23 protein-coding genes are annotated in these 23,821 nt (G+C 64.0%); 17 read left to right on the plus strand and 6 right to left on the minus strand.

Annotated features, from left to right (window positions below; all coding sequences use genetic code 11):
• Positions 1 to 13: 13 nt before the first annotated feature.
• From CH293_RS12355 to CH293_RS12365, 3 genes are all read right to left on the minus strand, one after another.
• A complete protein-coding gene (locus tag CH293_RS12355) occupies positions 14 to 1,255 on the minus strand; it encodes an acetyl-CoA carboxylase biotin carboxylase subunit family protein (RefSeq protein ID WP_020111081.1) in 1,242 nt (413 codons plus the stop codon).
• 137 nt (positions 1,256 to 1,392) lie between these two features.
• Positions 1,393 to 1,734 carry a DUF1801 domain-containing protein gene (locus CH293_RS12360; protein WP_094720388.1) on the minus strand — a complete coding sequence of 114 codons (342 nt, stop codon included), beginning with the start codon at positions 1,732 to 1,734 and terminating at the stop codon, positions 1,393 to 1,395.
• A gap of 10 nt (positions 1,735 to 1,744) precedes the next feature.
• Positions 1,745 to 2,242: a hypothetical protein gene (locus tag CH293_RS12365; protein WP_094720389.1), complete on the minus strand. Its 498-nt coding sequence runs from the start codon at positions 2,240 to 2,242 to the stop codon at positions 1,745 to 1,747.
• A gap of 79 nt (positions 2,243 to 2,321) precedes the next feature.
• Here CH293_RS12365 and CH293_RS12370 point away from each other — a divergent pair, with 79 nt between their 5' ends.
• The 5 genes from CH293_RS12370 to CH293_RS12390 all read left to right on the plus strand — a co-directional run bounded on the left by CH293_RS12370 (position 2,322) and on the right by CH293_RS12390 (position 7,936).
• Complete coding sequence (locus CH293_RS12370; RefSeq protein WP_094720390.1) at positions 2,322 to 3,749, plus strand: sensor domain-containing diguanylate cyclase; 1,428 nt, start codon at positions 2,322 to 2,324, stop codon at positions 3,747 to 3,749.
• A 73-nt stretch (positions 3,750 to 3,822) separates the two neighbouring features.
• On the plus strand, positions 3,823 to 5,037 hold the full coding sequence (locus tag CH293_RS12375; RefSeq protein ID WP_037107952.1) for an acyl-CoA dehydrogenase family protein: 1,215 nt from the start codon (positions 3,823 to 3,825) through the stop codon (positions 5,035 to 5,037).
• Positions 5,034 to 6,056, plus strand: a complete 1,023-nt coding sequence (locus CH293_RS12380) for a phosphotransferase family protein (RefSeq protein ID WP_094720391.1) — start codon at positions 5,034 to 5,036, stop codon at positions 6,054 to 6,056. Before CH293_RS12375 ends, CH293_RS12380 begins: the two co-directional genes overlap by 4 nt.
• Positions 6,053 to 6,784 carry an SDR family oxidoreductase gene (locus CH293_RS12385; protein ID WP_037107957.1) on the plus strand — a complete coding sequence of 244 codons (732 nt, stop codon included), beginning with the start codon at positions 6,053 to 6,055 and terminating at the stop codon, positions 6,782 to 6,784. Before CH293_RS12380 ends, CH293_RS12385 begins: the two co-directional genes overlap by 4 nt.
• A 177-nt stretch (positions 6,785 to 6,961) precedes the next feature.
• Positions 6,962 to 7,936, plus strand: coding sequence for an alpha/beta hydrolase family protein (locus tag CH293_RS12390; protein ID WP_094720392.1), 975 nt, complete (start codon positions 6,962 to 6,964; stop codon positions 7,934 to 7,936).
• Positions 7,937 to 8,104: 168 nt separating this feature from the next.
• On the opposite strand, the gene CH293_RS12400 is transcribed toward CH293_RS12390, so the two are convergent.
• The 3 genes from CH293_RS12400 to pnuC are packed head-to-tail and all read right to left on the minus strand — an operon-like array spanning position 8,105 to position 10,546.
• The gene (locus CH293_RS12400) at positions 8,105 to 8,794 is read right to left on the minus strand and encodes an NUDIX hydrolase (RefSeq protein WP_094720393.1); all 690 of its coding nucleotides are present in this window, start codon (positions 8,792 to 8,794) and stop codon (positions 8,105 to 8,107) included.
• Complete coding sequence (locus CH293_RS12405; protein WP_094720394.1) at positions 8,791 to 9,915, minus strand: AAA family ATPase; 1,125 nt, start codon at positions 9,913 to 9,915, stop codon at positions 8,791 to 8,793. Before CH293_RS12405 ends, CH293_RS12400 begins: the two co-directional genes overlap by 4 nt.
• Before the next feature lies 1 nt (position 9,916).
• Complete coding sequence (pnuC, locus tag CH293_RS12410) at positions 9,917 to 10,546, minus strand: nicotinamide riboside transporter PnuC (RefSeq protein ID WP_094720395.1); 630 nt, start codon at positions 10,544 to 10,546, stop codon at positions 9,917 to 9,919.
• A 168-nt stretch (positions 10,547 to 10,714) separates the two neighbouring features.
• Here pnuC and CH293_RS12415 point away from each other — a divergent pair, with 168 nt between their 5' ends.
• The 12 genes from CH293_RS12415 to CH293_RS12470 all read left to right on the plus strand — a co-directional run bounded on the left by CH293_RS12415 (position 10,715) and on the right by CH293_RS12470 (position 23,817).
• Entirely contained in the window at positions 10,715 to 12,070 is a 1,356-nt protein-coding gene (locus CH293_RS12415; RefSeq protein WP_094720396.1) for an MFS transporter, read from the plus strand.
• 115 nt (positions 12,071 to 12,185) lie between these two features.
• Positions 12,186 to 13,289, plus strand: coding sequence for a pyruvate dehydrogenase (acetyl-transferring) E1 component subunit alpha (pdhA, locus tag CH293_RS12420; protein WP_094720544.1), 1,104 nt, complete (start codon positions 12,186 to 12,188; stop codon positions 13,287 to 13,289).
• Positions 13,286 to 14,287, plus strand: a complete 1,002-nt coding sequence (locus tag CH293_RS12425) for an alpha-ketoacid dehydrogenase subunit beta (RefSeq protein ID WP_094720397.1) — start codon at positions 13,286 to 13,288, stop codon at positions 14,285 to 14,287. The genes pdhA and CH293_RS12425 overlap by 4 nt, the downstream gene beginning before the upstream one ends.
• Positions 14,284 to 15,519, plus strand: a complete 1,236-nt coding sequence (locus CH293_RS12430) for a dihydrolipoamide acetyltransferase family protein (protein WP_094720398.1) — start codon at positions 14,284 to 14,286, stop codon at positions 15,517 to 15,519. The genes CH293_RS12425 and CH293_RS12430 overlap by 4 nt, the downstream gene beginning before the upstream one ends.
• The gene (gene lpdA / locus CH293_RS12435; protein WP_037143112.1) at positions 15,516 to 16,856 is read left to right on the plus strand and encodes a dihydrolipoyl dehydrogenase; all 1,341 of its coding nucleotides are present in this window, start codon (positions 15,516 to 15,518) and stop codon (positions 16,854 to 16,856) included. The genes CH293_RS12430 and lpdA overlap by 4 nt, the downstream gene beginning before the upstream one ends.
• Before the next feature lie 156 nt (positions 16,857 to 17,012).
• A complete protein-coding gene (locus tag CH293_RS12440; protein WP_037108704.1) occupies positions 17,013 to 17,729 on the plus strand; it encodes an SDR family NAD(P)-dependent oxidoreductase in 717 nt (238 codons plus the stop codon).
• Complete coding sequence (locus CH293_RS12445) at positions 17,726 to 18,481, plus strand: SDR family NAD(P)-dependent oxidoreductase (RefSeq protein WP_255122835.1); 756 nt, start codon at positions 17,726 to 17,728, stop codon at positions 18,479 to 18,481. The genes CH293_RS12440 and CH293_RS12445 overlap by 4 nt, the downstream gene beginning before the upstream one ends.
• A 25-nt stretch (positions 18,482 to 18,506) precedes the next feature.
• Positions 18,507 to 19,385: a nitrilase-related carbon-nitrogen hydrolase gene (locus CH293_RS12450; protein WP_094720399.1), complete on the plus strand. Its 879-nt coding sequence runs from the start codon at positions 18,507 to 18,509 to the stop codon at positions 19,383 to 19,385.
• 16 nt (positions 19,386 to 19,401) lie between these two features.
• Positions 19,402 to 20,244, plus strand: coding sequence for a polysaccharide deacetylase (locus CH293_RS12455; RefSeq protein WP_037107973.1), 843 nt, complete (start codon positions 19,402 to 19,404; stop codon positions 20,242 to 20,244).
• Positions 20,245 to 20,272: 28 nt separating this feature from the next.
• On the plus strand, positions 20,273 to 21,301 hold the full coding sequence (locus CH293_RS12460; protein WP_037107975.1) for a sugar ABC transporter substrate-binding protein: 1,029 nt from the start codon (positions 20,273 to 20,275) through the stop codon (positions 21,299 to 21,301).
• A 9-nt stretch (positions 21,302 to 21,310) separates the two neighbouring features.
• On the plus strand, positions 21,311 to 22,819 hold the full coding sequence (locus tag CH293_RS12465) for a sugar ABC transporter ATP-binding protein (protein WP_094720400.1): 1,509 nt from the start codon (positions 21,311 to 21,313) through the stop codon (positions 22,817 to 22,819).
• Positions 22,816 to 23,817, plus strand: a complete 1,002-nt coding sequence (locus CH293_RS12470; protein ID WP_037107980.1) for an ABC transporter permease — start codon at positions 22,816 to 22,818, stop codon at positions 23,815 to 23,817. Before CH293_RS12465 ends, CH293_RS12470 begins: the two co-directional genes overlap by 4 nt.
• The last annotated feature ends 4 nt before the right edge of the window (positions 23,818 to 23,821 follow it).

Here is a 23,821-nt window from a genome sequence, read left to right on the forward strand (position 1 = left end):
CCGAAGTCTTGCCTCACACGTAGAAGTCCAGTTCTTCCTGATGCTTCAGCAGGTCACGCATGCGGTACGGGTCGTCGCCGAAGAAGTACAGCAGACCCCAGTGCGTTCCGAAAGCTGTTCGCTTGGTGACGGTTTCCTCGACTGGTGCCGAGAGGTCGTTGGTTTCGTAATAGTCGTGCTCGGCGGTCTCGGCCGGAATCTCGAGGTGGCTGACGACGCGTCGGCGTGGGTACACGCCGAAGCAGCCGGCGATGCCGGTGGCGTCCTCGACCTCGGTCGGGAAGAACGCGTCGATCTCTTCCTCTGTGGTCTTGGGGTCGAACGCCAGCGCAAGCCCTTGGTAGGCGTTGAAGCCGTAGGCGCGCTCGAGGAGCTCGAACACCTTGAAACCTGGTGGCCGGTATGCCACTTCACCGAAGTACATCTCTCCGTCGCTGGTGACGAAGTATTCCGGGTGCACGAATCCGAACTCGATGTCGAAGGTCTTGATGAGCTTCTCGATCTGCGCGGTGATCTGCGGCCGGTACTTCTCGAGCTCCGGAGTTGCGGGCACGAACACCGAGTATCCGAGCGTCACGTACTCGGAGATGTTGAGGAACTTGATCTTTCCGTTGTGGATCCACGCTTCGACAGCGAATTCCCAGCCGTCCAAATGCGACTCCATCAGCACCGGGAACTCGTCGTCGGGGATGGAGTCGACCTCGTCGGGAGTGCGGATGACGCGGTGCCCCAGGCATCCGGCCTTGTCGAAGGCCTTGAGGTGAATGGGATCGTTGGGGTCGCCGTCGAGTTTGAGGAGTGTCTGGTTGACGCGGCGGAGGAATCGAACAACGTCTTCCCGGTCGTGCGCTTCCTCGAAGATGCCGACGCGGATGCCGCCGAGCTGCGCGCGACGCTTCATCAGCGCCTTGTCTCGCAGCAACATCGCCTGACCGAACAACCGTGGGTTACCGAGCAGAACGGAGTTGATGGCACCCGCCCACTCGACAGTCTCCTCGTACAGCGGGATCGCGACGTCGACACCACGATCCTGCAGTGCCTCGGCGATCTCGAGCGAACGGTCGTTGATGCGTTCGAAGTTCCAGGAGATGTACGGAATGTCGTGTTCGGTGCAGTACTGCTCGGCCCATTCGGGCGCCACGACCACATACCGACGGTCGAATGCATCGAGGGCCTCCACCGCGGCGAGACTCCAGCCCAGTAGTGCGACGTAGCCCTTCTCCGGATTCTTCTCCAGTCGTGTGGGCTGCGGCATACATGGTCCTTTCCGTCGGAAACGTGTCGTCAGGTCGTCCCGTCCACCGTACATAGGGCAGTGCGCAGGGCAAATCGCGCACGTACGTCACCGTCGCGACGTGCGGTGGTCCGCGACGTGCGGTGGTCACCGTGGGCCTAGTGCTGGTTGACGTCCACGGCGCTGCGGATCAGGTCCGAGAAGCCTTTCTCGTCGACGACGTCTCCGGAGTGGATGTCGATCGCGCGGCGCGTTCCGGCATCGAGGCTGGCGTTGAAGATTCCGGACGGGTCGGTCACCGACGCGCCCTTCGCGAAGGTCACCTTGACCTTGTCCTTGTAGGTCTCGACCGTGCACAGAAGACCGTCGAGACTGAACGTAGGCACGCCGTCGGGATTGGACGGCTTGCGCCACTTCACTTCCTCGGTGGCACCTGGAGCAGCAGTGAGAATCAGTCCACGGATGGTGTCCACGGTGTCGATCCGCCAGTCTGCGCTCATAGGCGAAAGACTACTGGCCCTGGCGCCACAATCGCAGGGCCACGAACGCATTCGCAACGAGAACCGCGATGTACGGCGCCACGAACAACGGCGTGCCCGACGGCGTCAGCGCCGAGACCCAGCCGGCCGGGTCGCCGTCGACGACGGGACGGAACAAGTCGGTGATCTCGGCGGTGACGAGAACGGTCATGCAAAGGATCGCCAGCACGTTGCCGAACGTCGACACGGCCCGGCCTGCCCGGAAGTCGGCGATCATCACGAGCGCCGCGACGCAGGCGACGATCATGATGGGAGCGAACACGGTAAGGCCGAACACCGCATACAGATTCCAGTCGCCGAGTGCGCCGGGAAGAAGGTCCTGATGGTCTATCAGTGCCATGATCGGCATCGTCAGAACCAGAACGAGTAGCGGCGCAACTCCGACGGTCAGTACCCACTCGATGTCCCGAGGGCCGCGAGCGCGATGCCCGATGACTGTCGGTTGGGGGTATTTGTCCGCTTCGTGCACGGACCTACAGTGCCATACGGGCGGGTGTGATCGAAACGGTTCATCGCAGGCCAGGCGCATAATCTGCAAGAATCGAACAATGGTCGACGACGTGGCGCTACGACGGGATTCGCTCGTGCGAATCCTCGAGGTCGTGCGCGGGCTCGGCGTCGGAGAGGGGCTCGACGTCACCCTCGATCGCATCGCCGCCGCTGTCGTCGACGTATTGGGTTTCGGGGCTGTTGTCGTCAACGTCAAGGTTCCGGGTGGAGGCCTCGTCGTCTCGTCGGCAACCGGCCCTCCGGAAGTCCGCGACATGGTCGGCGAGACGATGACGCACGAGGTGTGGCTGGGGCTGCTGGAGGCCTGCGAGCGGTGGGGTGAACTGCGGTTCCACGAGAACTTGGCGGACGTCGATGCCCTCGGAGGCGTGTCCTATCGTGACCCGCATCCGACGCACTACCTCGCCGCATCACCGGATGGTGAGCGGAGGATCTGGCGGCCGGAGTACGCGCTTCTGGCGCCGATGTGGGCCGGGGAGAACACGCTGCTGGGTGTTCTGAGCGTCGATCTCCCGATCTCCGGTCTCGTGCCGGACTCTCAACAGTGCGCGATGCTCGAACTGTTCGCAGGCCAGGCCGGTGCAGCCATCGCCGAAGCCGCCAGGATCGGCGATGCCGAAGATCAGCAACTGCAGTACCGAGCCGTGTTCCTCGATTCGCCGATTCCGACGGCGATGCTCGGTCTCGACTCCGCCGTGGTCGAGGTCAACAGGGCTTTCGAGGAGCTCACCGGCCGGAACGACGATGAGCTGCGCGGCCTCGATCTGACTGCGGTGTTCGGTGTCGAGACCCGACATGCCGGCGTCGAAGACCGACGAGTCGTGCGCATCGACGGCGAGGAGAGATGGGCGCACGTTCGGCTGCAACGCATCGAAAGCGCCTACGGCACAAGGTTCGTCTGTACGGCCGAGGATCGTAGTGCCTCGCATCTCGCTCTCGATCACCTGCGGCTGCGCGCGGAGCGCGACGACCTCACCGGCCTCGGGGTCCGAAGCCTCGCGATGACCGAACTCGCCGAGCGGCTCGGCCATCAGGTCGACGACGACCTCGTGGCCTTTCTGTTCTGCGATCTCGACGGCTTCAAAGCCGTCAACGACGGGCACGGCCATCTCGTCGGCGACCGGGTTCTGGTGGAGATCGCGGAGTGCCTCCGCGAATGCGTGGAGGACGGTGACCTCGTGTGCAGGCTCGGCGGCGACGAATTCGGCATCGTCGCGACCAGGAAAACGGTGGACGACATCGAAGATCTCGCGGCCCGCTGCGTCGGAAAGCAGAGTTCCGTCCACGGACGGATGTCCGTCGGAGTGTGCATCGCGTACGCGGGAAGCGGTAGCACGGCCGAGGCAGTGGTCGAGTCCGCGGATGCGATGCTCTACCGCACCAAGAGCGACGGGGGCGGCAACTGGCGAAGCACAGTTCTTCGTCCCCTTGCCGATGGGATGAGTCGACGGCGTGTTCTTGACTAGCCTCGCGGGGTTGTGTCAACCTGAGACTTGACCGAGCGATCGCTCGGTCGGCCCGAATTCGAGGAGCGCGCCGGTGTCGATCGATCTGACGTATTCACCCCAGGTCCAGGCCGTCATCGACAAGACGCGGACGTTCGTACGGGAGACCGTGCTGCCGATCGAGGACAAGTTCCTCGGAAACATCGCCGATGCAGGCGGAGACGAACTGCGGAATTCCCTGCAGCAGGCAGCCAAGGACGCAGGCGTCTTCGCCCCGCACGCCCCCGTCGAGTACGGCGGCCTCGGGCTGAACATGAGCGATCGTGCGCCCGTGTTCGAAGAGGGGGGATACTCGCTGTTCGGTCCCATCGCTCTGAACATCGGAGCCCCCGACGAAGGCAACGTGCACATGCTTGCCCACATCGCATCGCAGGCGCAGAAGGAGCAGTTTCTCGCGCCGCTGGCATCCGGTGATGTTCGATCCGCGTTCGCGATGACCGAGCCGGCTCCTGGTGCAGGCTCCGACCCGTCCGCACTGACCACGGCCGCAGTCAAGGTCGACGGCGGATGGAAGGTCGACGGGCAGAAGTACTTCATCACGGGCGCGGACGGCGCCGGGTTCTTCATCATCATGGCCAGGACTGCAGGCAAGCCGGGGGACCGCGGCGGTGCGACGATGTTCCTCGCGCCGGCCGACACTCCCGGCATCAAGGTCGGCAGGCACATCGGGACCCTGGACAAAGCAATGATCGGCGGACACTGCGAGGTGTTCTTCGACAGCGTCTTCGTACCCGACGAGAACGTGCTCGGTGCCGTCGACGAAGGCTTCTCCTACGCGCAGGTCCGCCTGGGACCGGCGCGCATGACCCACGTGATGCGATGGCTCGGCGCTGCCCGTCGCGGACACGACATCGCCGTCGATCACGTGGCGCGTCGCGAAGGATTCGGCTCCGCGCTCGGCGATCTCGGCATGGTGCAGAAGATGGTCGCGGACAACGAAATCGACATCGCCGCGACGCGTGCCCTTCTTGTTCGGGCATGCTTCGCCCTCGACCAGGGATCGCACGCCGGGAACGAGACATCGATCGCCAAAACCTATGCGGCCGAGGCCATCTTCCGAATCGTGGACCGCAGCATTCAGATGTGCGGTGGGCTCGGAGTGTCCGACGACCTGCCGTTGGCCCGCTTGTCCAGGGAAGTCCGGCCCTTCCGCGTCTACGACGGTCCGTCCGAGGTGCACCGATGGGCAATCGCCAAGCGAGTTGTCGGCGCGGCCAAGAAGGCAGCACGTCAGGCCGCCGAGAAATGACCGAACTGCCAGGCATGAACACCCCGGCCCTCGCCGCCTTCCTCGGTGAGAACGGGGTGGCCCTCGACGGTGAACTGCGCGTCGAACTGATCAGCGGGGGCAGATCGAACCTGACGTACAAGGCATTCGACGACACGAGCGCCTGGGTCGTGCGCCGCCCCCCGACGAGCGGTCTCACCCCGTCGGCACACGACATGGCCCGCGAGTGGGCTGTGACCAGCGCGCTGCAATCCACCGATGTACCCGTCGCGAGGACGGTGGCATTCGACCGGGACGGCGACGTATTGGGGGCTCCGGCAACCGTTGTCGAGTTCGATCCAGGTTCGGTCATCCGAACCCGCGAGGATCTGGACAGTCTCTCCGACGAGGACGTCGCGGCCAATACATCCGAGCTGATTCGAGTACTCGCCCGCCTGCATCAGGTGAACTACGACGCAGTGGGTCTCGGCTCGTTCGGCAAGCCGGCAGGATTCGTCGGGCGTCAGGTCAAGACGTGGGCCCGCCAGTGGGAAACCGTCAAAACGCGTGACCTCCCGGATGTGGAGAAACTGCGGGACAAACTGGAAGCGGCGGTGCCGCCGTCGTCCGAGGCGTCCATCGTGCACGGCGACTACCGCATCGACAATGTCATTCTCCAGCGAGAGAATCCAGGTTCCATTGCTGCAGTGGTGGACTGGGAGTTGTCCACCCTCGGTGACCCACTCACCGACATCGCCCTGATGTGTGTGTACCGGCAACCCGTGTTCGACGCGGTACTCGGTACGTCCGCGGCCTGGACCAGTGACCGATACCCGTCCGCGGACGAGCTCGCCCAGATGTACAGCCGAGAAACAGGTTCCGAGCTGCCCGAGTGGAACTTCTATCTGGCCCTCGCGAACTTCAAGCTGGGGGTCATCGGCGAAGGCATCACGCACCGAGCGTTGTCCGGCTCCGACTCCGGACCCGGGGCTTCGTCCGCAGCAGAAGCTACACAGGAATTCATGGCGTCGGGACTCCGCGCGATCGAGGGGAAGAAATGAAAACTGCTCTGGTGACGGGTGGCTCGCGCGGAATCGGACTCGGAATCGCCACACGTCTGGCGCGTTCGGGCTACTCGCTCACGATCACGGCGCGCGACGGCGCGGTGCTCGAGAAGGTCGCCGAGGACCTCGTCCAGGCAGGTGCTCCCCGCGTGGTGACCGTGGCCGCCGACCTCGCCGATCGCGAGGCCGCCGACCGAATCGCCGACGCGCACGCCGAGGCGTACGGATCCATGAACGCATTGGTCCTCAATGCAGGCGTCGGGACGGCAGGACGTATCGAGGACTACCCCATGCGCCGCTTCGACAAGACCCTCGACGTCAATCTGAGGTCACCGTTCCATCTACTGCAGAACTCCATCCCACTGATGCGCGTCGCAGTCCAAGCAAACCCGGACAGCGGAGCCAAGGTGATCGCGCTCGCGTCCATGGCGGGCGTGTACTCCGAAGCAGGTCTGGCCGTCTACGGAGCCACCAAGGCCGCCATGCTGTCACTCGTCGAAACCCTGAACGCCGAGGAAAGCGCCAACGGCATCAGCGGAACCTCCATTGCACCCGGATACGTGGACACCGACATGAGCGACTGGACCAAGGACAAGATCCCCGGCGACTCCATGATCCGAGTCGACGACATCGTCGAACTCGCAACGAGCGTCCTGTCGCTCTCTTCCCGCGCAGTCGTACCTCGCCTGGTGGTCACCCGCGCCGGGGCCGGGTTGGGAGCGTAGCCGAGCCCCGACCGAGCGGGCACCCGATAACAATCGAATGGATTGGTACGCCCGCTTTCGATTGAAGACTCGCCGGTTTGTCGCTCGGTCTGTGTACGAAGTTGCCCCACAATTGTTTTCGTATGCAAAACTGCCGGTGGACACGGTCGTCTGGGCCGTCTCGAGCACGGGGGTTTCATGGTTCACGCATGGCGTTTCGTTGTGTTCTGCGCGGTCCTTCTGGTCGGCTGGGTCGGTATCCCCGCCCTCGCCACTGCGGAACCGTCGGCCCCGAGGATCGACAGCCGAGTCGACGTCAGCACCACCCTCACCCAGCTCGCGGTGTACTCGCCGAGCATGGATCGGATCATCGACGTCCAGGTGCTGACCCCGGAGACCGAGAGCGGACCTCGTCCGTCGCTGTACATGCTCAGCGGGATCGGTGAGGAGGATCCGACCAACAGCATGTGGCTGCGCAAAGGTGGGGCAGCCGAGTTCTTCCGCGACAAGAACGTCAACGTCGTACTCCCACTCGCCGGGCCGGGAAGCTTCTACGCGGATTGGCAGCGCGACGACCCGAAGCTCGGGCGCTACAAGTGGGAGACTTTCCTGACGCAGGAGCTTCCGCCGCTGATCGATGCCGAGTTCGACGGCAACGGGCGCAACGGGATCGCCGGCTTGTCGATGGGTGCGCAGTCGGCGATGATGCTGGCGTCGCGTAATCCGAGTCTCTACTCGGCCGTCGGTGCGTACAGTGGCTGCTTCGCCTCGGCGGAACTGCTGGGCCAGGGCAGTATGCGCGGGATCGTCACGGCCTTCGGCGGCAACGCGGACAACATGTTCGGTAGTCCGCTCGACCCGGCCTGGGCGGCTCACGACGTACTGGTCAACGCCGAAGCGTTGCGCGGCAAATCGATCTACGTCTCCGTCGGAACCGGGCTGCCGGGGCCGCACGAGAAGTTCGAGACCGCCAAGGACTGGGACGTCGTCGTGGTGGGTGGCCTCATCGAGGTGGGATCGAACTACTGCACCCACAGACTGGACGATCGGTTGCGTGAGCTCGCCATCCCCGCCACCTTCGATTTCGAGGATGTCGGCACCCACTCGTGGGCGTACTGGGTCGATCAACTGCCCAAGAGCTGGCCTACCCTCGCCGCCGGCCTCGGGTTGTGAGTTCGAGAACCGAGACCAACGTCTCGACGGCGAGGCCGGCGTTGCTCGCGCCGGCCAGCTGCTGGCTCAGATCTTCACGATCAACGCCTGGAACCGCATCGGTGTGTCCACCCACCTGGTGCCGGGTGTGACCAATCCGGGTAGCTCCGCCTGAGGGCGGGTGGCGGTTCAGCGCAGAATCGGCGGGTGCAGCGACGAGGCGGGTCCGGGGCGATAGACCTGCGCGTTGCGCCCACGCCGGCCGGTCGAGGCGACGACCCCGTCGACGGGTTCCACGAATCCGGCCGTGCCCAGGACTTTGCGGCGAAAGTTCGCCCGGTCCAACTCCGTCCCCCACACCGTCTCGTACACCGACTGCAAATCCCTTACGGTGAAGGGGTCGGAGACGAAGTTCGTGGCCAAAGTGGTGTATTCGAGCTTCGAACGCACGCGTTCGACGGCATCGGCGAGGATCTCGTCGTGGTCGAAAGCGAGAGACCGTGCATCCCCGACAGGCAACCATGCGGCAGAAGCGGCGTCCGTTCCCGCCACGGGCTCGGGCAGATCCGGTGCGAACGCGACATAGGCGACCGAGACGACGCGCATACGAGGGTCCCGATCGGGCGCACTGTAGGTCCCGAGTTGCTCGACGTAGCCCGGAAAGATGGTCAGGCCTGTCTCCTCGCTCAGTTCACGCGACGCCGCGGCGGTGGCGGATTCCTCCGGTCGCACGAAACCGCCCGGCAGTGCGAGCTTTCCGGCGAAGGGGTCCTCGCCACGTTCGACGAGAAGGGCGCACAAATCGGCGTCACGGATCGTCAGAGCAACGAGGTCGACGGTCACGGCAAACCTCGGATACTGGGCGGCGTCGTAATTCATACCACTCCCAGCGGATCGGTGAAGGTCATGCGCCTACCCAGCTCCTGTTCTGCAACTCGAACGGCCAGAGCAGTTCTCTCGGTGAGGCTTCCCGTCAGCATGACCCAGGACCGCCCACTACGCGTGAGCGCGTCGACGAACCATCCTGTCATGTCGGCTCGGATCGACTCACCGTCCCGAATGCCGTCCTGCACGAATGGTACGTCCACGTGATCGGTCAGCAGGTACAGCGCTCGGCGGCCGTCGACCTCGTTCTCGGCTCGGCGAGATTCCGGGCCGAGGTAGCGGCGCTCCCAGACTGTCGTCGCGAAGGCGTCGGTGTCGCAGATCAGAATCGGCGAACCAGCGCGGGCGGCGGCGTCTTCCATCGCCTGCTGCGTGCGTGCGATCCGCGCGAAGTCCTCACCCGTCCAGACGATGTCGTCCATCTCCGCATCCGGGGCGACCTTCTGCGCCGCCGCGAGCTTGTCGATGGTGTCCTGTCGGCCGAACTCGTCCACGAGCCCCGTACGCGCCCACACGCCCCCGCGTCGTCGAAAGTGCTCTGCCAGAGCGACGCTGATCGTGGTGGTGCCCGTCGATTCCGCGCCGACGACGACGATGCGGGTGGCAAGACCGGCCTGCGCGGGGGCATCGAGCATGTCCCACGACGATGCCAAGTCGGATCGACAGGCGGTGCCGGATATGGGAACCGCCGATCGAGGCAGGTCGAACGGCACGTGCGTCGCATCGAACCACTGCGCGAGTTCGTCGCCGTAGGCTTCACTGCTGACGACGGCGTCGACCTCGGTGTCGGTCACGGTGCTCACCGCAGCCCTCATACAGGCCACCTGCGCAGTCCACACGGCACGGGAGGTGTGGTCGATCGGCGCATCGCACACGATCCCGGTGACGGTCACCCCGGCGTCGCCCGCCTGTGATTCGGACACGCTGTGTGATTCGGACACGCTGTGTGATTCGGACATCCAGGCGACTCGGTGTTCCAGGGGGACCGATTCGAACGCCGAGGACATGACCACGACGGTCACTCGTCGGGCACGGGCTGCGGCGAAGCGAACAAGGGCGTGGTGGCCGGCATGGGGCGGATAGAACTTCCCGATGACCAGCGCGTGGTTCCACATCTCAGGCCTCCACCAGTTCCGCGTCGCGCATCGATGCAGTCCACGCCAGCAGGCCGCCCACGCACAGGGCGATGAAGCCCAGGTAGAGCACGGCCGTCAGGACCAGATCCTTGTACAGGTACAGCGGCACGTAGATCACGTCGGCGGCGATCCACAGGAACCACGATTCCCGACGCTTGTTGATCTGCCCCCACGTCGCCAGCAGTGACAGCGTGGTGGTCAGTGTGTCCCAGAACGGCACAACGGATTCCGTTGCCGTGGAGAGCAGCATGGTGATGCCCGCGACGCCTGCGACGCCCGCGATGGCCAGCCATGTCCATTCCCGAACCGAGGTCGCGGTGACGATCGTCGTCTTTCGGTGTCCGCCGGACGTCCACGTGATCCAGCCCCAGACGGCAAGCGCGATGTAGACGATCTGAAGGGCCGAGTCCGCGTACAACCCGGCACCGACGAACAGGAGAACGAACGCGACGTTGTTCGCGATTCCGATCGGCCAGTTCCACACCGACTGTCGCGCGACGAGCAGGACACACAGTGCTCCCGTCGCGAATCCGATGACTTCGACCCAGGATGTCGGGGCGCCGAACGACACGAACGCGATCGAAGCGAGCCATTCAGTGAACGCGGTCATGTGCTGTTCCTTTAGTAGTCGATGTGACTACTAAAGCTAACACGGAGATCGGAAAGGGCAAACCGCACGTGCCGACGCCGCGGGAGTGGTCGATTCCTCCATAGGCTGAGCGCGCTCCAGCCCATAACGTGTCCCAGGTCACTCTCACCACCGAGAAAGCCGAGACACATGCCTGCAGACGCACCGAAACCCGAGATCGAAACGCGGGTGGTCAAGAAGGTCGCCCGACGGATCATTCCGTTCCTGGGTTTGGCCTACTTCGTCAACTACCTCGACCGAACGAACATCGGGCTCGCGAAACTCACCATGAGCGACGAGCTCGGCCTGACCGAGACGATGTTCGGGTTGGCGTCCGGACTGTTCTTCATCGGTTACCTGCTCTTCGAGGTGCCGAGCAACCTGGCGTTGCACAAGTTCGGTGCCAGGCGCTGGATTGCCCGCATCATGCTGACGTGGGGAGTGATCGCCGCGGGCATGGCCTTCGTGCCCACCGCGGGCTGGCTCTACGGTTTGCGCATTCTGCTGGGTATCGCGGAAGCCGGCTTCTTCCCCGGTGTGCTGCTCTACATGACGATGTGGTTCCCGCGTGCGTACCGCGTCCGGCTGATGGGCCTGTTCCTCCTGGCGTTGCCGGTCTCGTCGGCTTTGGGTGCGCCATTGTCCAGCGCGATCATCCAGTACTGGGACGGACTGTTCGGGCTGTCGGGTTGGCGTGTGATGTTCCTCGTCGAAGGCCTTCCCGCGGTTCTACTCGCCGTCGTCACCTGGTTCTACCTGACCGACCGGCCCTCCCAGGCCACATGGCTCGACGATGACGAAAAGGCATGGCTGACCGCTGAACTGGAGTCCGAGGACTCCGCGAAGGGTGGACACGTCAGTGGCTCGGTGACACGAGCGCTTCGCGACGTCCGCGTGTGGATGCTCGGCCTCGTGTACTTCGGCATCACCTATGGGCTGTACTCGCTCAGTTTCTTCCTGCCCAGCATCGTCGCCGGTTTCAAGCAGACGTTCGATACGGACTTCTCCCTCGTCACAACCGGACTCATCGTCGCCGTTCCGTTCGCCGTCGGTGCCGTGGCCATGGTGCTGTGGAGCCGGCATTCCGACCGAACCGGTGAACGTACCTGGCACGTCGCGATTCCGACCCTCGTCGGTGCCGTCTCCATCCCGTTCGCGCTGTACATGGACTCACCGTTCACGACGATGCTTGCGGTGACGGTCAACGCCGTCGGTGTCTTCTGCGCACTGCCGGTGTTCTGGTACCTCCCGAGCACGTTCTTGACGGGTGCGGGCGCTGCCGCTGGAATCGCGATCATCAACTCGGTGGGCAACATGTCAGGTTTCGGTGCGCCCTACGTGACGGGGTGGCTGCTCGACGCCACCGGGAACGCGCGCGCAGGGCTGTGGGTAGTGGGCGCGGTGATGCTGCTGGCCGTCGCGTTGGTCCTGATTCTTCGAGGCCGTGTGGGCGCCGGGCCGGGACCGGTCGCCCCGCCGCACGAGCAGTCAGTGCGCACAAGGTAAGCACGTTTTCGTTACCCAGAATCATGCAGAGTGCTCAACTTCTAAGTGATGTATTGATCCTTCTGATGATTCTTGGTTGTGTTCCAGGTAACAGTGCAACTGTATGGAGGCCGAGATGGACACCGCAATTTCACGGGCGAGCAATGACGACCTCATCCAACTCGTCACACCCGAAGGCACGCGAACCGCGCCTTCCGAATTTTCCGGCCTCGTGGAGGACATCACGACGGAGAAGCTTTGTGATCTCTACGAGGACCTCGTTGTCGTGCGGCGTATCGACGCAGAAGCCACCGCACTCCAGCGTCAGGGAGAACTCGGCCTCTGGGCTCCCCTCCTCGGACAGGAAGCCGCTCAAGTGGGATCCGCACGTGCTCTGCACGCCGACGATTTCGTCTTCGGCAGCTACCGCGAACACGGCGTTGCGTACTGCCGCGGCGTCGACCCGACGGAAATGCTGCGGTTCTGGCGCGGCTCCACACAATCCGGCTGGAACCCGTACGAGTACAACATGACGACGCCGGCCATCATCGTCGGATCCCAGGCATTGCATGCCACGGGATACGGCCTGGGAATGAAGTTCGACGGAGCCGAGGGGGCCGTCATCACCTACTTCGGCGACGGCGCCACGAGCCAAGGCGACATCTCCGAAGCATTCGGATTCGCGGCAAGTTTCAACGCCCCTGTCGTGTTCTTCTGCCAGAACAACCAGTGGGCAATTTCGGAGCCGGTGACTCTGCAAACACACATCACGATCGCCGAACGTGGCCGCGGCTTCGGCGTTCCCGCACTGCGTGTCGACGGCAACGACGTGCTGGCCGTTCTCGCAGCCACCCGGATGGCTCTGACTCGCGCACGCGAAGGCAGCGGACCCATGCTGATCGAGGCCGTCACCTATCGAATGGGACCGCACACCACCTCCGACGATCCCACCCGCTACCGGTCGGCGGCAGTCGACGACGAGTGGAAGAAGAAGGACCCCATCGACCGCATCGAGCGACTGCTCGACGCCGAAGGAGCGATGGACGACGCACTCCGCGCACGCGTCGAGGATCGGGCCGAGTGGACCGCAGCGGAACTCCGCCGCGGATGCCTCGGCACTGTGGAGCCGAAGGCGATGTCGGTGTTCGACAACGTCTACGCCGACCCGCATCCGCTGATCGCCGAGGAGCGAGACGCCTACGCCACCTATCTCGCCGGATTCGAAGGAGCTCAGTCATGACCGCGACCCTTGCCGCCCCGCAGCTTCCGCTCGGTAAAGCGCTGAACGCAGGCCTGCGTCGGGCGATGGAAGACGACCCCAAAGTAGTGCTGCTCGGCGAAGACATCGGCAAACTCGGCGGGGTCTTCCGCATCACCGACGGCCTGCAGAAGGACTTCGGACCCAACCGCGTCATCGACACTCCACTGGCCGAGTCCGGAATCATGGGCACCGCAGTCGGACTCGCCTTCCGCGGATACCGGCCGATCGTCGAGATCCAGTTCGACGGTTTCATCTACCCCGCGTTCGATCAGATCGTCTCGCAGGTCGCGAAGCTGCACTACCGCACCGGTGGCAACGTCAAGATGCCCCTGACGATCCGCGTGCCGTACGGCGGCGGAATCGGTGCCGTCGAACATCACTCGGAATCCCCGGAAGGGTATTTCGCCCAGACCGCCGGTCTTCGCGTCGTCAGCTGCAGCAATGCCGCCGACGCCAATGTCATGCTGCGCCAGGCCATCGCGTCGGACGACCCGGTCCTGTTCTTCGAGCCCAAGCGTCGGTACTGGCAGAAGGGTGAAGTCGACGTCACCCTACCGATCGACGACGCCTATCCGCTCCACAAGGCGCGGGTCGTCCGCGAAGGGACCGACGCGACCGTCATCGCCTACGGACCACTCGTCGTCACCGCGTTGCAGGCCGCCGACGTCGCCGCGGGGGAGGGCCGTTCGCTGGAGGTGATCGACCTCCGTTCGCTCTCGCCACTGGACATGGACACCATCGCGGAATCGGTCCGCAAGACCGGCAGGCTCGTCATCACCCACGAGGCAGCGACGTTCATGGGAATCGGCGCAGAAATCGCTGCGCGAGTGCAGGATCAGTGCTTCTACAGTCTCGAAGCACCCATCCAGCGCGTCGGCGGATTCTCGACCCCGTATCCGGCGGCGAAGCTCGAAGAATTCTTCCTCCCCGACGCCGACCGAATTCTCGACGCAGTGGACAGGACGTTCCCGGTATGACGAACAGCTTCCGCCTACCCGATCTCGGCGAAGGACTCACCGAGGCCGAACTGATCAGCTGGTCGGTGAAGGTCGGTGACACCATCGCACTCAACCAGGTGATAGCCGAGGTGGAAACCGCCAAGGCATCGGTCGAACTGCCGTCGCCGTTCGCCGGTACGGTCACGGCACTGCGCGCCGACGAAGGCTCGACAGTCCAGGTGGGCAGCGTCATCATCGAGGTATCCGACGGCTCGACCGAGATCGTGACCGAAGAGCCAGCCGAGAAGGAAGAACGTGTCCCGGTTCTCGTCGGATACGGCGTTGCCGGCGAAGGCGTGAGCCGACGCGGCAACCGTCGCCCGGCGGCCCCCGCGTCGCCGCCGCCGTCGAACGGTAGACCGCTCGCGTCCCCACCGGTCCGATTCGTCGCCAAGCAGCAGGGAATCGACCTTGCGGACGTATCGGCGACCGGTGCACATGGCGAGGTGACCCGCGATGATCTGGCTGCGTACACCGAGCGCGACACAGCCCCGGTCTCGGGCACGGTGAAGAACGAAACCCGCACTCCCATCAAGGGAGTTCGCAAGCACACGGCGGCAGCCATGGTGTCGAGCGCATTCACCGCGCCGCACGTCACCGAGTTCATCACCGTCGACGTGACACCGTCGGTGGAACTGTTGGAAAAACTACGCGGCACCAAGCACTTCCGCGACATCAAACTCACCCCGCTGGCGCTCGTCGCCAAAGCACTGCTGGTCGCTCTGCGCTCCAATCCGAGTCTCAACTCCGAGTGGGACGAACAGAATCAGGAAATCGTCACCAAGAACTACGTCAATCTGGGCATCGCTGCCGCGACACCCAGAGGGCTGATGGTCCCGAACATCAAGGACGCACACACTCTCGGTCTGAAAGACGTCGCGCACGCGTTGACCGAGCTGACCGTGACGGCCAAGGAAGGCAAGACCGGCCAGGCCGACCTCGCCGACGGCACCATCACGATCACCAACGTCGGTGTCTTCGGTGTGGATTCGGGGACCCCGATCCTCAACCCAGGGGAGGCAGCGATCCTCTGCTTCGGCGCGATCCGTCGTCAGCCGTGGGAGTTCGAAGGGGAGATCGCTCTGCGCTCGGTCACGACACTCAGCCTGTCCTTCGATCACCGTCTGGTCGACGGTGAGCAAGGCTCGAGATTCCTGGCCGACATCGCGTCGATCCTCGCCGATCCGATGAACCTGGTGGCGTTGGCATGAGCGACGTCGTCGTCCTCGGAGGCGGATCGGGCGGGTATGCAGCTGCATTTCGTGCTGCGCAACTGGGACTTTCGGTCACCCTGGTGGAGAAGGACAAGGTCGGAGGAACCTGCCTGCACCGCGGGTGCATCCCGACCAAAGCCCTCCTCCACGCGGCGGAGGTGGCGGACACCGCCCGGGAGAGCTCGTCGGTGGGGGTTCGTGCGACCTTCGAGGGTATCGACATCGCCGGCGTCCACGCCTACAAGGACGGCGTGGTCTCCAAGCTGTACAAGGGCTTGCAGGGTCTCGTCAAGGCTCACAAGATCGAATTCATCAGCGGTACGGGTAAATACGTCGGAAACAAGACCGTCGACGTGGACGGCCGCAGGATCACCGGATCATCGGTGGTCCTCGCAACCGGGTCGTACGCAAAGGTGCTACCGGGAATCGAACTCGGGCCGCGAGTGCTGACCAGCGACCAGGCGTTGACCCTCGACTACGTCCCGAAACGAGCGATCGTGCTGGGCGGGGGAGTCATCGGCGTCGAATTCGCCAGTGTGTGGGCATCGTTCGGCGTCGAGGTGACCATCGTCGAAGCACTGCCCCGACTGGTTGCAGCCGAGGACGAGTGGGCGTCCAAACAGCTCACCCGGGCCTTCAAGAAACGAGGCATCGCCGCACGGACATCGTCGCCGTTCACCGGCGTCAAGGAAACCCCAGACGGTGTGACAGTGACCCTCGACTCCGGGGAGACGCTCGATGCCGATGTTCTGTTGGTCGCGGTCGGGCGTGGGCCCACTACGTCCGACCTCGGCGGCGTCTCGATGGATTCGGGATTCGTCGGCGTCGATGGAAACTTGATGACCTCGGACGACGGTGTCTACGCCGTCGGCGACATCGTCCGGGGACCACAGTTGGCGCACAGAGGATTTCAGCACGGAATCTTCGTCGCCGAGCACATCGCGGGTCTGAAGCCCGTCCCGGTCCCCGACGAGAACATCCCCCGGGTCACGTACTCGAACCCCGAAATCGCGTCCGTCGGACTGACGGAAGCGCAGGCGCTCGAGCGCCACGGCTCCGCGGATTCCGTCGTCTACGACCTCGCCGGCAACGGCAAGAGTCAGATCCTCGGCGCGTCGGGCGGGGTCAAGCTGGTGCGAGCCGGGGGCGCAGTCGTCGGCATTCACATGGTCGGCGCACGCGTCGGCGAACTGATCGGTGAAGCGCAGTTGGTCGTCAACTGGGGTGCATATCCCGAGGAAGTCGCGCACCTGATCCACGCGCACCCGACGCAGTCCGAGGCCTTCGGGGAAGCTCACCTCGCTCTGGCGGGGAAGCCGCTGCATTCCCACTGAGGTGTCTTCTGTTACGCCCGTGAAAACTAATCCTCCCAGCGTCCCGCATACGTAAATCTACGGACGTGCCCACTGCCGAGTAGTTCCTACTGTTCAGCCATCGCATCAATCGGATGCGCATCACCGATCTCGGTGAGGCAAGCAGAAGGAGGCATGATGGGACGTCTGTCCGGATCAGTGGCCATCGTGACCGGTGCGGCGGGCGGTATCGGGTTGGGTATCGCCGAGCGTTTCGCCTTGGAGGGCGCAACCGTCGTCGCGACCGACGTCCAAGGCCTGACCAGGGACAGTGCGGTTGCGATCCGTCAGCACGACGTGACCGACAGAGGCCAGTGGTCGGCACTGTTGGAGGACGTGCTGGCCGCCCACGGCAAGGTCGACGTACTCGTCAACAATGCGGGCGTCGCCGGCTACCACGACATCGTGGAGACACCCGTCGACGAGTGGCAACGCATCGTCGCTATCAACCAGACCGGCGTGCTGTTCGGTATGCAGTCCGTCATTCCGGCGATGCGCGCCAACGGCGCAGGGTCGATCGTGAACGTGTCCTCGATCTGTGGATCGACAGCTGTGCCCGGTGTCGCGGCCTACCACGCCACCAAGGGCGCGGTGATCACCATGACCAAGAACGCGGCCGTGAGCTACGCCCGCGACGGGATCCGCGCCAACGTGATTCTTCCCGGCTGGATCAAGACGCCGATGACCGTCGGGCAGACCGACGAACTCAACGCTCGCTACCTCGACGCCACACCGCTCGGACACGGTGCAGATCCCGAGGATGTCGCCTGGGGCGCCGTCTATCTCGCGTCGCGCGAATCAGCCTTCGTCACCGGCGTCGAACTGCCTATCGACGGCGGATACCTCGCGCAATGAGCGCCCCTACCCGAGAAAGCGAACGCTCCACCATGAACAGGTTGCACGGCAAGGTCGCGCTGGTCACCGGCGCGCAACAGGGAATCGGACGCGCGACGGCCGAAGCGTTCGTGGCCGAGGGGGCCACGGTATACGCGGCCGACCTGACCGACAGTTTCGAACGGATCGACGGTGCACACTCCATCGCCCTCGACGTCTCGCAGGAGGCGGCCTGGCAGTGCGCAGTCGAGGCCATCCTCGCCGAGCACGGCAGCATCGACGTACTGGTCAACAACGCAGGCGTCATCGCATACTCCGGCATCGAGGAGATCGATGTCGACGAGTGGGACCGGGTCATCGGCGTCGATCAGACCGGTGTGTGGCTCGGTATGCGCGCGGTCGTTCCGTCCATGCTCGCGGCAGGGGCAGGCTCGATCATCAACCTGTCCTCGGCATGGGGGGTTGTCGGTGGCGTCGGCGTCGCGGCGTACCAGGCTGCCAAGGGAGCCGTACGGTCCATGACCCGAAATGCGGCAATCACTTATGCGCAGCAGGGAATTCGAGTGAACTCGATCGTGCCCGGGTGGATTCGAACGCCTCTCGCCGAAGCTCAGGATCCGGAGATCAACGCACGCGTCATCGGTGGAACGCCGATGGGGCGGGGCGCGGAACCGAGCGAAATTGCCTATGGCTGTGTCTATCTCGCCAGCGACGAGTCCTCCTACGTCACCGGAACCGATCTGGTCATCGACGGCGGCCTGCTCGCTCGCTAGAGCCCGAACGAGAGAGAGATTCATTATGAGCAGGACAGTCACCGTTTCCGCGGTGCAATTCGAAATGCGCGAGCTCGACGGTTTCGACGCCTTCGCCGCACAGGTCCGAGGGCTGACAGAGCAGACGGACGGTAGCGACATCGTCGTGTTCCCGGAGCTCGTCACCGAGCCGCTGTTCACCGTCAAGCCCGGGTGGCAGTCCGATCCGATCTCCGAACTCGGACGTATCTCGGAGTACACCGACGACTACCGCGCCTTGTTCGCGGACCTCGCCCGCACTCGTGGTCAGAACATCCTCGCCGGCACACATCTCGTGCGCACCGAGGAGGGGCTGCTGAACACGGCCTTTCTGTTCACTCCGGACGGCACCGAATACCGGCACGAGAAGACTCATATCTTCCCGACCGAGGCCGACTGGGGAACGGGTGAAGGAGACCGACTCGATCCGATCGATCTCGGCAACGTCACCGTCGGAATCGCGGTCTGCTACGAGGCCGAGATACCGGAGGTCAGCACGGTTCTGTCACGGCGCGGAGCCGAACTTCTGCTGATGCCGTCGTACACGTTCACCGAGGCCGGCTTCTATCGCGTCCGGCACACCGCGGCAGCGAGATGCATCGAGAACCAGGTCTACGCAGTACACGCACCGATCGCAGGTTTCGCCGGAGCACCACTGTCACCGGGCTGGGCGAGGGCGTCGATCCTGAGCCCGTGTGATCTGGACTTCCGCGCTGACGGTGTGGTGGCCGAGGCCCGGACGAACGTCGAGGACGTCATCACGGCCACGTTGGACCTGGACCTGCTTGCGGAGAACCGAAAGACGGGAGCGGCGACGACGTTCTTCGATCGGCAGCGCCGGAACCCGCTGTATCGCACATTTTCCGCAGACCTACTCCCCGAATAGAAGGAGACCTCGACAAATGCCTCTGAACCTGCCCGAAGGTAAGAAGATCGCCGTCAACATCGGCTGCGATTTCGACGCACACAGTGTCTGGATGGGAACGTTCGGCAAGACCAGCCCCAGCTACCTCTCCCGCGGTGAGTTCTGCGCCGAGGTCGGTGTGCCGCGGATGCTCTCACTGTTCGATCGCTACAAGATCGCCGGAACCTGGTGCACCCCCACACATTCCATGGAGACGTTTCCCGACGCCTTCCAGAGCATCGTCGACGCAGGACAGGAAGTCGCTGCTCACGGGTGCTACCACGAATCGGTGCCGTCGCTCGATCTCGACACCGAACGGCACCTCATGGACAAGACCCTGAAGCTGCACGAGAAGTACGTCGGAAAGCGCCCGCGCGGATACCGTTCGCCGGCTTGGGACTTCACCGAGCACACCATGTCGATCCTCGAAGAGCACGGTTTCGAATGGGACTCCTCGCTCATGGGCCGCGATTTCGAGCCGTACCATCCGCGTCCGGTGGAGGTGCGCTGGGAAGAGGGAAGCGTCCTCGGCGCCCCGTCACCGATTCTCGAGTTCCCCGTGTCCTGGTTCCTCGACGACTTCCCCGCGGCCGAGTACATCCCCGGCGTCAACCAGGGCTTCGAGTCGACAGCGTCGATGTACGAGCGCTGGAAGGACCACTTCGACTACTGCTACGACAACGTCCCAGGCGGAGTCATGGCCCTGACGGTGCATCCGCAGACCATTGCTCGCGCGCACCACATCATCATGTTCGAGAAGCTCCTCGACTACATGTCCGGTCACGACGGCGTCTGGTTCGCGTCCCTCAGCGACATCTACGACACGTGGACCGAGAACTGAACGCCCCTTCCAAACTCAAAGGACCATCATGAAGCTTCGCACCATGAGCATCGCAGCCGCGGCAGCAGTGCTCACCGTATTGCCCGCCTGTTCGGTCGACGCAGTCGCCGACTCCTCCGGCGAAGGGCGCGAGCAGACAGTTCCCACTGTCGACTCGGCATCCGATCTGAAGATCGCGTACTTCTCCGCCGGAGCGAGCAACGCCTACCTGCAGGCCTCCATCGACGAGGCGAAGAAGACAGCCGACGAACTCGGCGCCGAACTCGATGTCTTCGACGGACAGTTCAACGCCCAGACTCAGTTCGATCAGATGCAGAATGCGATCACGAGCGGAAAGTACAACGCGTTCGCTGTCGAGCCGAACGACGGAAACCTCGTGTGCAACATGCTGACTCAGCAGGCACCCGAAAAGAACATCATCGTCTCGGTGTTCAACCTCCCCATCTGCGGCCGCGCCACCAACAGTGGCGAGGAGACTTGGGAGCCCGGCACCGTCAACTACGTAGGCGGGCAGACCCTCGACGTCTACGAAGCATGGGTGGAGAAGGTCAAAGCCGACCATCCCGACGGCGCCAAGATCGCGCTGATCTCCGGACCCGACCTCAACGCGAACACGCTGTGCTTCTTCGATGCAGCACAGGCGTTCGACGGTGACGGCCGGTACCAGGTCGTCGCCAAGCAGACCACCGACTACACCACTCCCAAGGGTTTCCAAGCCGCACAGACGATTCTGCAGGCCAACCCTGATCTCGACGTCGTGATGTCGAACTTCTCCGGCATGACGCGTGGGGTCGTGCAGGCGACCGCAGGCCGCGATGTCTCGGTGTACGACTTCGGTGGCGATCAGTGGGCGCTCGACAACGTCTCTTCCGGTGCCATCACCAGCAGCGTGATGATGCTTCCGCGTCTCGAGACCCGCATGGCGATCCAGGGACTCGCCGACACCGTCGAGAAGCGCGACACCGCGCGGTTCGTCGATCTGTCCACGTCGGACTCCCTCCCCGGTACACCGTTCGCCGAGCGCAGCAACGTCGCCGACTTCACGGCCGAGTACTAGAGGCGCGAGATGACTGTGAACGAAACGCGGTCGACCGCGATCGACTGCATCGAGGTGAGCAAGACCTACGGCGCCAATCGCGCAGTGAAGTCGGCGACGGTGCAGATCGAAGCAGGCAGTGTGCACGCTCTGGTGGGGGAGAACGGCGCAGGCAAGTCCACTCTCCTCGGCATGATCAGCGGCCGTGTGGAAGCCAGTTCGGGTTCCATCACGGTGTTCGGCACCGAACTGCACGGTGGCAACCCCCGGGAAGTACGCCAACTCGGTCTTGCGGCCGTCTACCAGGAACTGACGATGGTGCCCGCGCTCGATGCGGTGGCCAATGTATTCCTCGGACAGAATCTCACCCGGCGGGGCATTCTCGACGGGAAGGCGATGCGAGCCCGATTCACCGAGATGTGCGTCGACTTCGACGTCGACATCCCGGCGGGCGTCCCGGTGCGTGAGTTGTCGGTGTCCACCCAGCAGATTCTCGAGATCATGCGCGGTGTCCAGGCGGACAGCAAGGTGTTGATGCTCGACGAACCCAGCGCGGCTCTGGCCGAGCACGAGCGGGATACGTTGTACCGGGTGCTCGACCGCCTACGTTCACAGGGCACGACGATCATCTTCGTAAGCCACAACTTGGAAGAAGTTCTGGCACTTGCGGACCGCATCACCGTGCTGCGAGAAGGAACGATCGTACGCACCGCGGACCGTGCCGAATGGGATCGAAAGCGTCTCATCCAGGAAATGGTGGGCCGCGACGTCGAGGTCGCTGTGCGTGCCGAACGCCGGCCGCTGGGCGAAACAGTGCTGCAAGCACAGGACGTGTCGCTGCCGAACGTCCTGCACGGTCTCGACATCACCGTCCGCCAGGGCGAGATAGTCGGGTTGTGGGGACTCGTCGGGTCCGGCCGGACGACGTTCATGCGCTCCATCTGCGGTATGGAACCGGCAGCCACAGGTCGGATGACGCTCGACGGTGCCGAGATCGCCTGGCCCAAGAGTCCTCGCGCGGCCATCGACGCAGGGCTGGTTCTGGTTCCGGAGAGTCGACGTGCCGGCCTCGTACTCAACATGGACGGTGCCAGCAACTACTGGCTCGGCCGCTCGAAACGCACGTTCGGATGGCTCCGTCCGGGACGAGAGCGTGACGGGGCGTCGGAACCGGTGCGGTACTTCGGATTCGACCCCGGCCGCCTCGGCGAACCGGTGGTCCACCTCTCCGGCGGCAACCAGCAGAAGGTGTTGCTCGCCAAGTGGGCTGGGCACACACCGAAGGTCCTGTTCGTCGACGAACCGACGCGCGGTATCGATATCGGTGCCAAGTCCGAGGTGCTCGCCTCGCTCGTCAACTTGGCCGAGGAAGGCGCATCCGTCGTGGTCACGTCCTCCGAACTCGAGGAAGTTCTCGCAGTCGCCGACCGACTGCTCGTGTTCGCGCACGGGCGGATCGTCGACGACATTCCAGCAGGTTCACCGACATTCACGGTGGCCGACATCGTCAAGCTCGGCTTTCGAGAGGATGCAGCATGAGTACGTCAATCGACACCAACCCGGTCGCGAGCAGTCCCGCTCCCGACAAGTCTTCGAAGAAGAAGACCAGTCCCAGCACCTTCCTGGTGAAGTACAGCATGCTGGTCGTGCTGGTGCTGCTCGTCGTCGTCGCGACGTTCCTGTACGACGGGTTCCTGGCGCCGGCGAACATCCGGGACATCCTGGTCCAGAACGCAGCCGTCGGAATCATCGCTGTCGGTATGACATTCGTGATCATCTCGGGTGGATTCGACCTGTCCGTGGGCGCAACGTACGCACTCGGTTCGACAGTGTTCGCCGGCGTCACGATCTCCACCGGTTCGGTGGCATTGGCCGGCGCGGCAGCGTTGGCCGCGGGTCTACTGTGCGGATTGGCCAATGGATTGTTGGTGGCGAAACTTCACATCAACCCATTCGTCGCGACGCTCGGTTCTGCGTCGGTGATCTCGGGGTTGGCCTACATCTACTCCAACTCCGCACCGTTCATCGTCTCCCAACCCGGTTTCCAGGCACTATCGAAGTCGCACACGCTCGGTATCCCGACTCCGATCTTCATCCTGATCCTGACGATGGTCGTCGGCGGCATCGTGTTGGCCAAGACGACGATCGGACGAAACGTGCAGGCCGTCGGTGGTAACACCGAAGCCGGCTGGTTGTCGGGACTGAGGGTTCCGTCGATCACTGCGAGCGTGTACGTGCTCACCGGCGCGCTTGCCGCGATCGCGGGGATGATCGACGCGTCGCGGCTAGCCGTCGGGCAGGCGGATGTCGGTGCGAACATCGCGCTCGACGCCATTGCAATCGTTGTCGTCGGTGGAACGTCGCTGCGCGGCGGAGAGGGCGCGATGTGGCGCTCCGCGGTCGGTCTGCTGATCCTCGCGACGCTGACCAACGTGTTCTACAGCCTCAACGTCAGTCAACATTGGCAGCTCATCGCCAAGGGTCTGATCGTGATCGCCGCTGTCGCTCTCGATTCCGCTGCACGACGCCGATCCTAGGGAG

Source organism: Rhodococcus sp. 14-2470-1b (genome assembly GCF_002259415.1).
Lineage (GTDB): Bacteria > Actinomycetota > Actinomycetes > Mycobacteriales > Mycobacteriaceae > Rhodococcoides.

Bases quoted from the DNA above. Each gene is read 5' to 3' on its own strand.
- CH293_RS12470 (WP_037107980.1), top strand. From the start codon at position 22,816: ATGAGTACGTCAATCGACACCAACCCGGTCGCGAGCAGTCCCGCTCCC.
- CH293_RS12400 (WP_094720393.1), bottom strand. From the start codon at position 8,794: ATGAATTACGACGCCGCCCAGTATCCGAGGTTTGCCGTGACCGTCGAC.
- CH293_RS12465 (WP_094720400.1), top strand. From the start codon at position 21,311: ATGACTGTGAACGAAACGCGGTCGACCGCGATCGACTGCATCGAGGTG.
- CH293_RS12445 (WP_255122835.1), top strand. From the start codon at position 17,726: ATGAGCGCCCCTACCCGAGAAAGCGAACGCTCCACCATGAACAGGTTG.
- CH293_RS12415 (WP_094720396.1), top strand. From the start codon at position 10,715: ATGCCTGCAGACGCACCGAAACCCGAGATCGAAACGCGGGTGGTCAAG.
- pnuC (WP_094720395.1), bottom strand. From the start codon at position 10,546: ATGACCGCGTTCACTGAATGGCTCGCTTCGATCGCGTTCGTGTCGTTC.
- CH293_RS12380 (WP_094720391.1), top strand. From the start codon at position 5,034: ATGACCGAACTGCCAGGCATGAACACCCCGGCCCTCGCCGCCTTCCTC.
- CH293_RS12425 (WP_094720397.1), top strand. From the start codon at position 13,286: ATGACCGCGACCCTTGCCGCCCCGCAGCTTCCGCTCGGTAAAGCGCTG.
- CH293_RS12360 (WP_094720388.1), bottom strand. From the start codon at position 1,734: ATGAGCGCAGACTGGCGGATCGACACCGTGGACACCATCCGTGGACTG.
- CH293_RS12370 (WP_094720390.1), top strand. From the start codon at position 2,322: ATGGTCGACGACGTGGCGCTACGACGGGATTCGCTCGTGCGAATCCTC.
- CH293_RS12430 (WP_094720398.1), top strand. From the start codon at position 14,284: ATGACGAACAGCTTCCGCCTACCCGATCTCGGCGAAGGACTCACCGAG.
- CH293_RS12450 (WP_094720399.1), top strand. From the start codon at position 18,507: ATGAGCAGGACAGTCACCGTTTCCGCGGTGCAATTCGAAATGCGCGAG.
- CH293_RS12385 (WP_037107957.1), top strand. From the start codon at position 6,053: ATGAAAACTGCTCTGGTGACGGGTGGCTCGCGCGGAATCGGACTCGGA.
- CH293_RS12455 (WP_037107973.1), top strand. From the start codon at position 19,402: ATGCCTCTGAACCTGCCCGAAGGTAAGAAGATCGCCGTCAACATCGGC.
- CH293_RS12405 (WP_094720394.1), bottom strand. From the start codon at position 9,915: ATGTGGAACCACGCGCTGGTCATCGGGAAGTTCTATCCGCCCCATGCC.
- pdhA (WP_094720544.1), top strand. From the start codon at position 12,186: ATGGACACCGCAATTTCACGGGCGAGCAATGACGACCTCATCCAACTC.
- CH293_RS12440 (WP_037108704.1), top strand. From the start codon at position 17,013: ATGGGACGTCTGTCCGGATCAGTGGCCATCGTGACCGGTGCGGCGGGC.
- CH293_RS12460 (WP_037107975.1), top strand. From the start codon at position 20,273: ATGAAGCTTCGCACCATGAGCATCGCAGCCGCGGCAGCAGTGCTCACC.
- CH293_RS12355 (WP_020111081.1), bottom strand. From the start codon at position 1,255: ATGCCGCAGCCCACACGACTGGAGAAGAATCCGGAGAAGGGCTACGTC.
- lpdA (WP_037143112.1), top strand. From the start codon at position 15,516: ATGAGCGACGTCGTCGTCCTCGGAGGCGGATCGGGCGGGTATGCAGCT.
- CH293_RS12390 (WP_094720392.1), top strand. From the start codon at position 6,962: ATGGTTCACGCATGGCGTTTCGTTGTGTTCTGCGCGGTCCTTCTGGTC.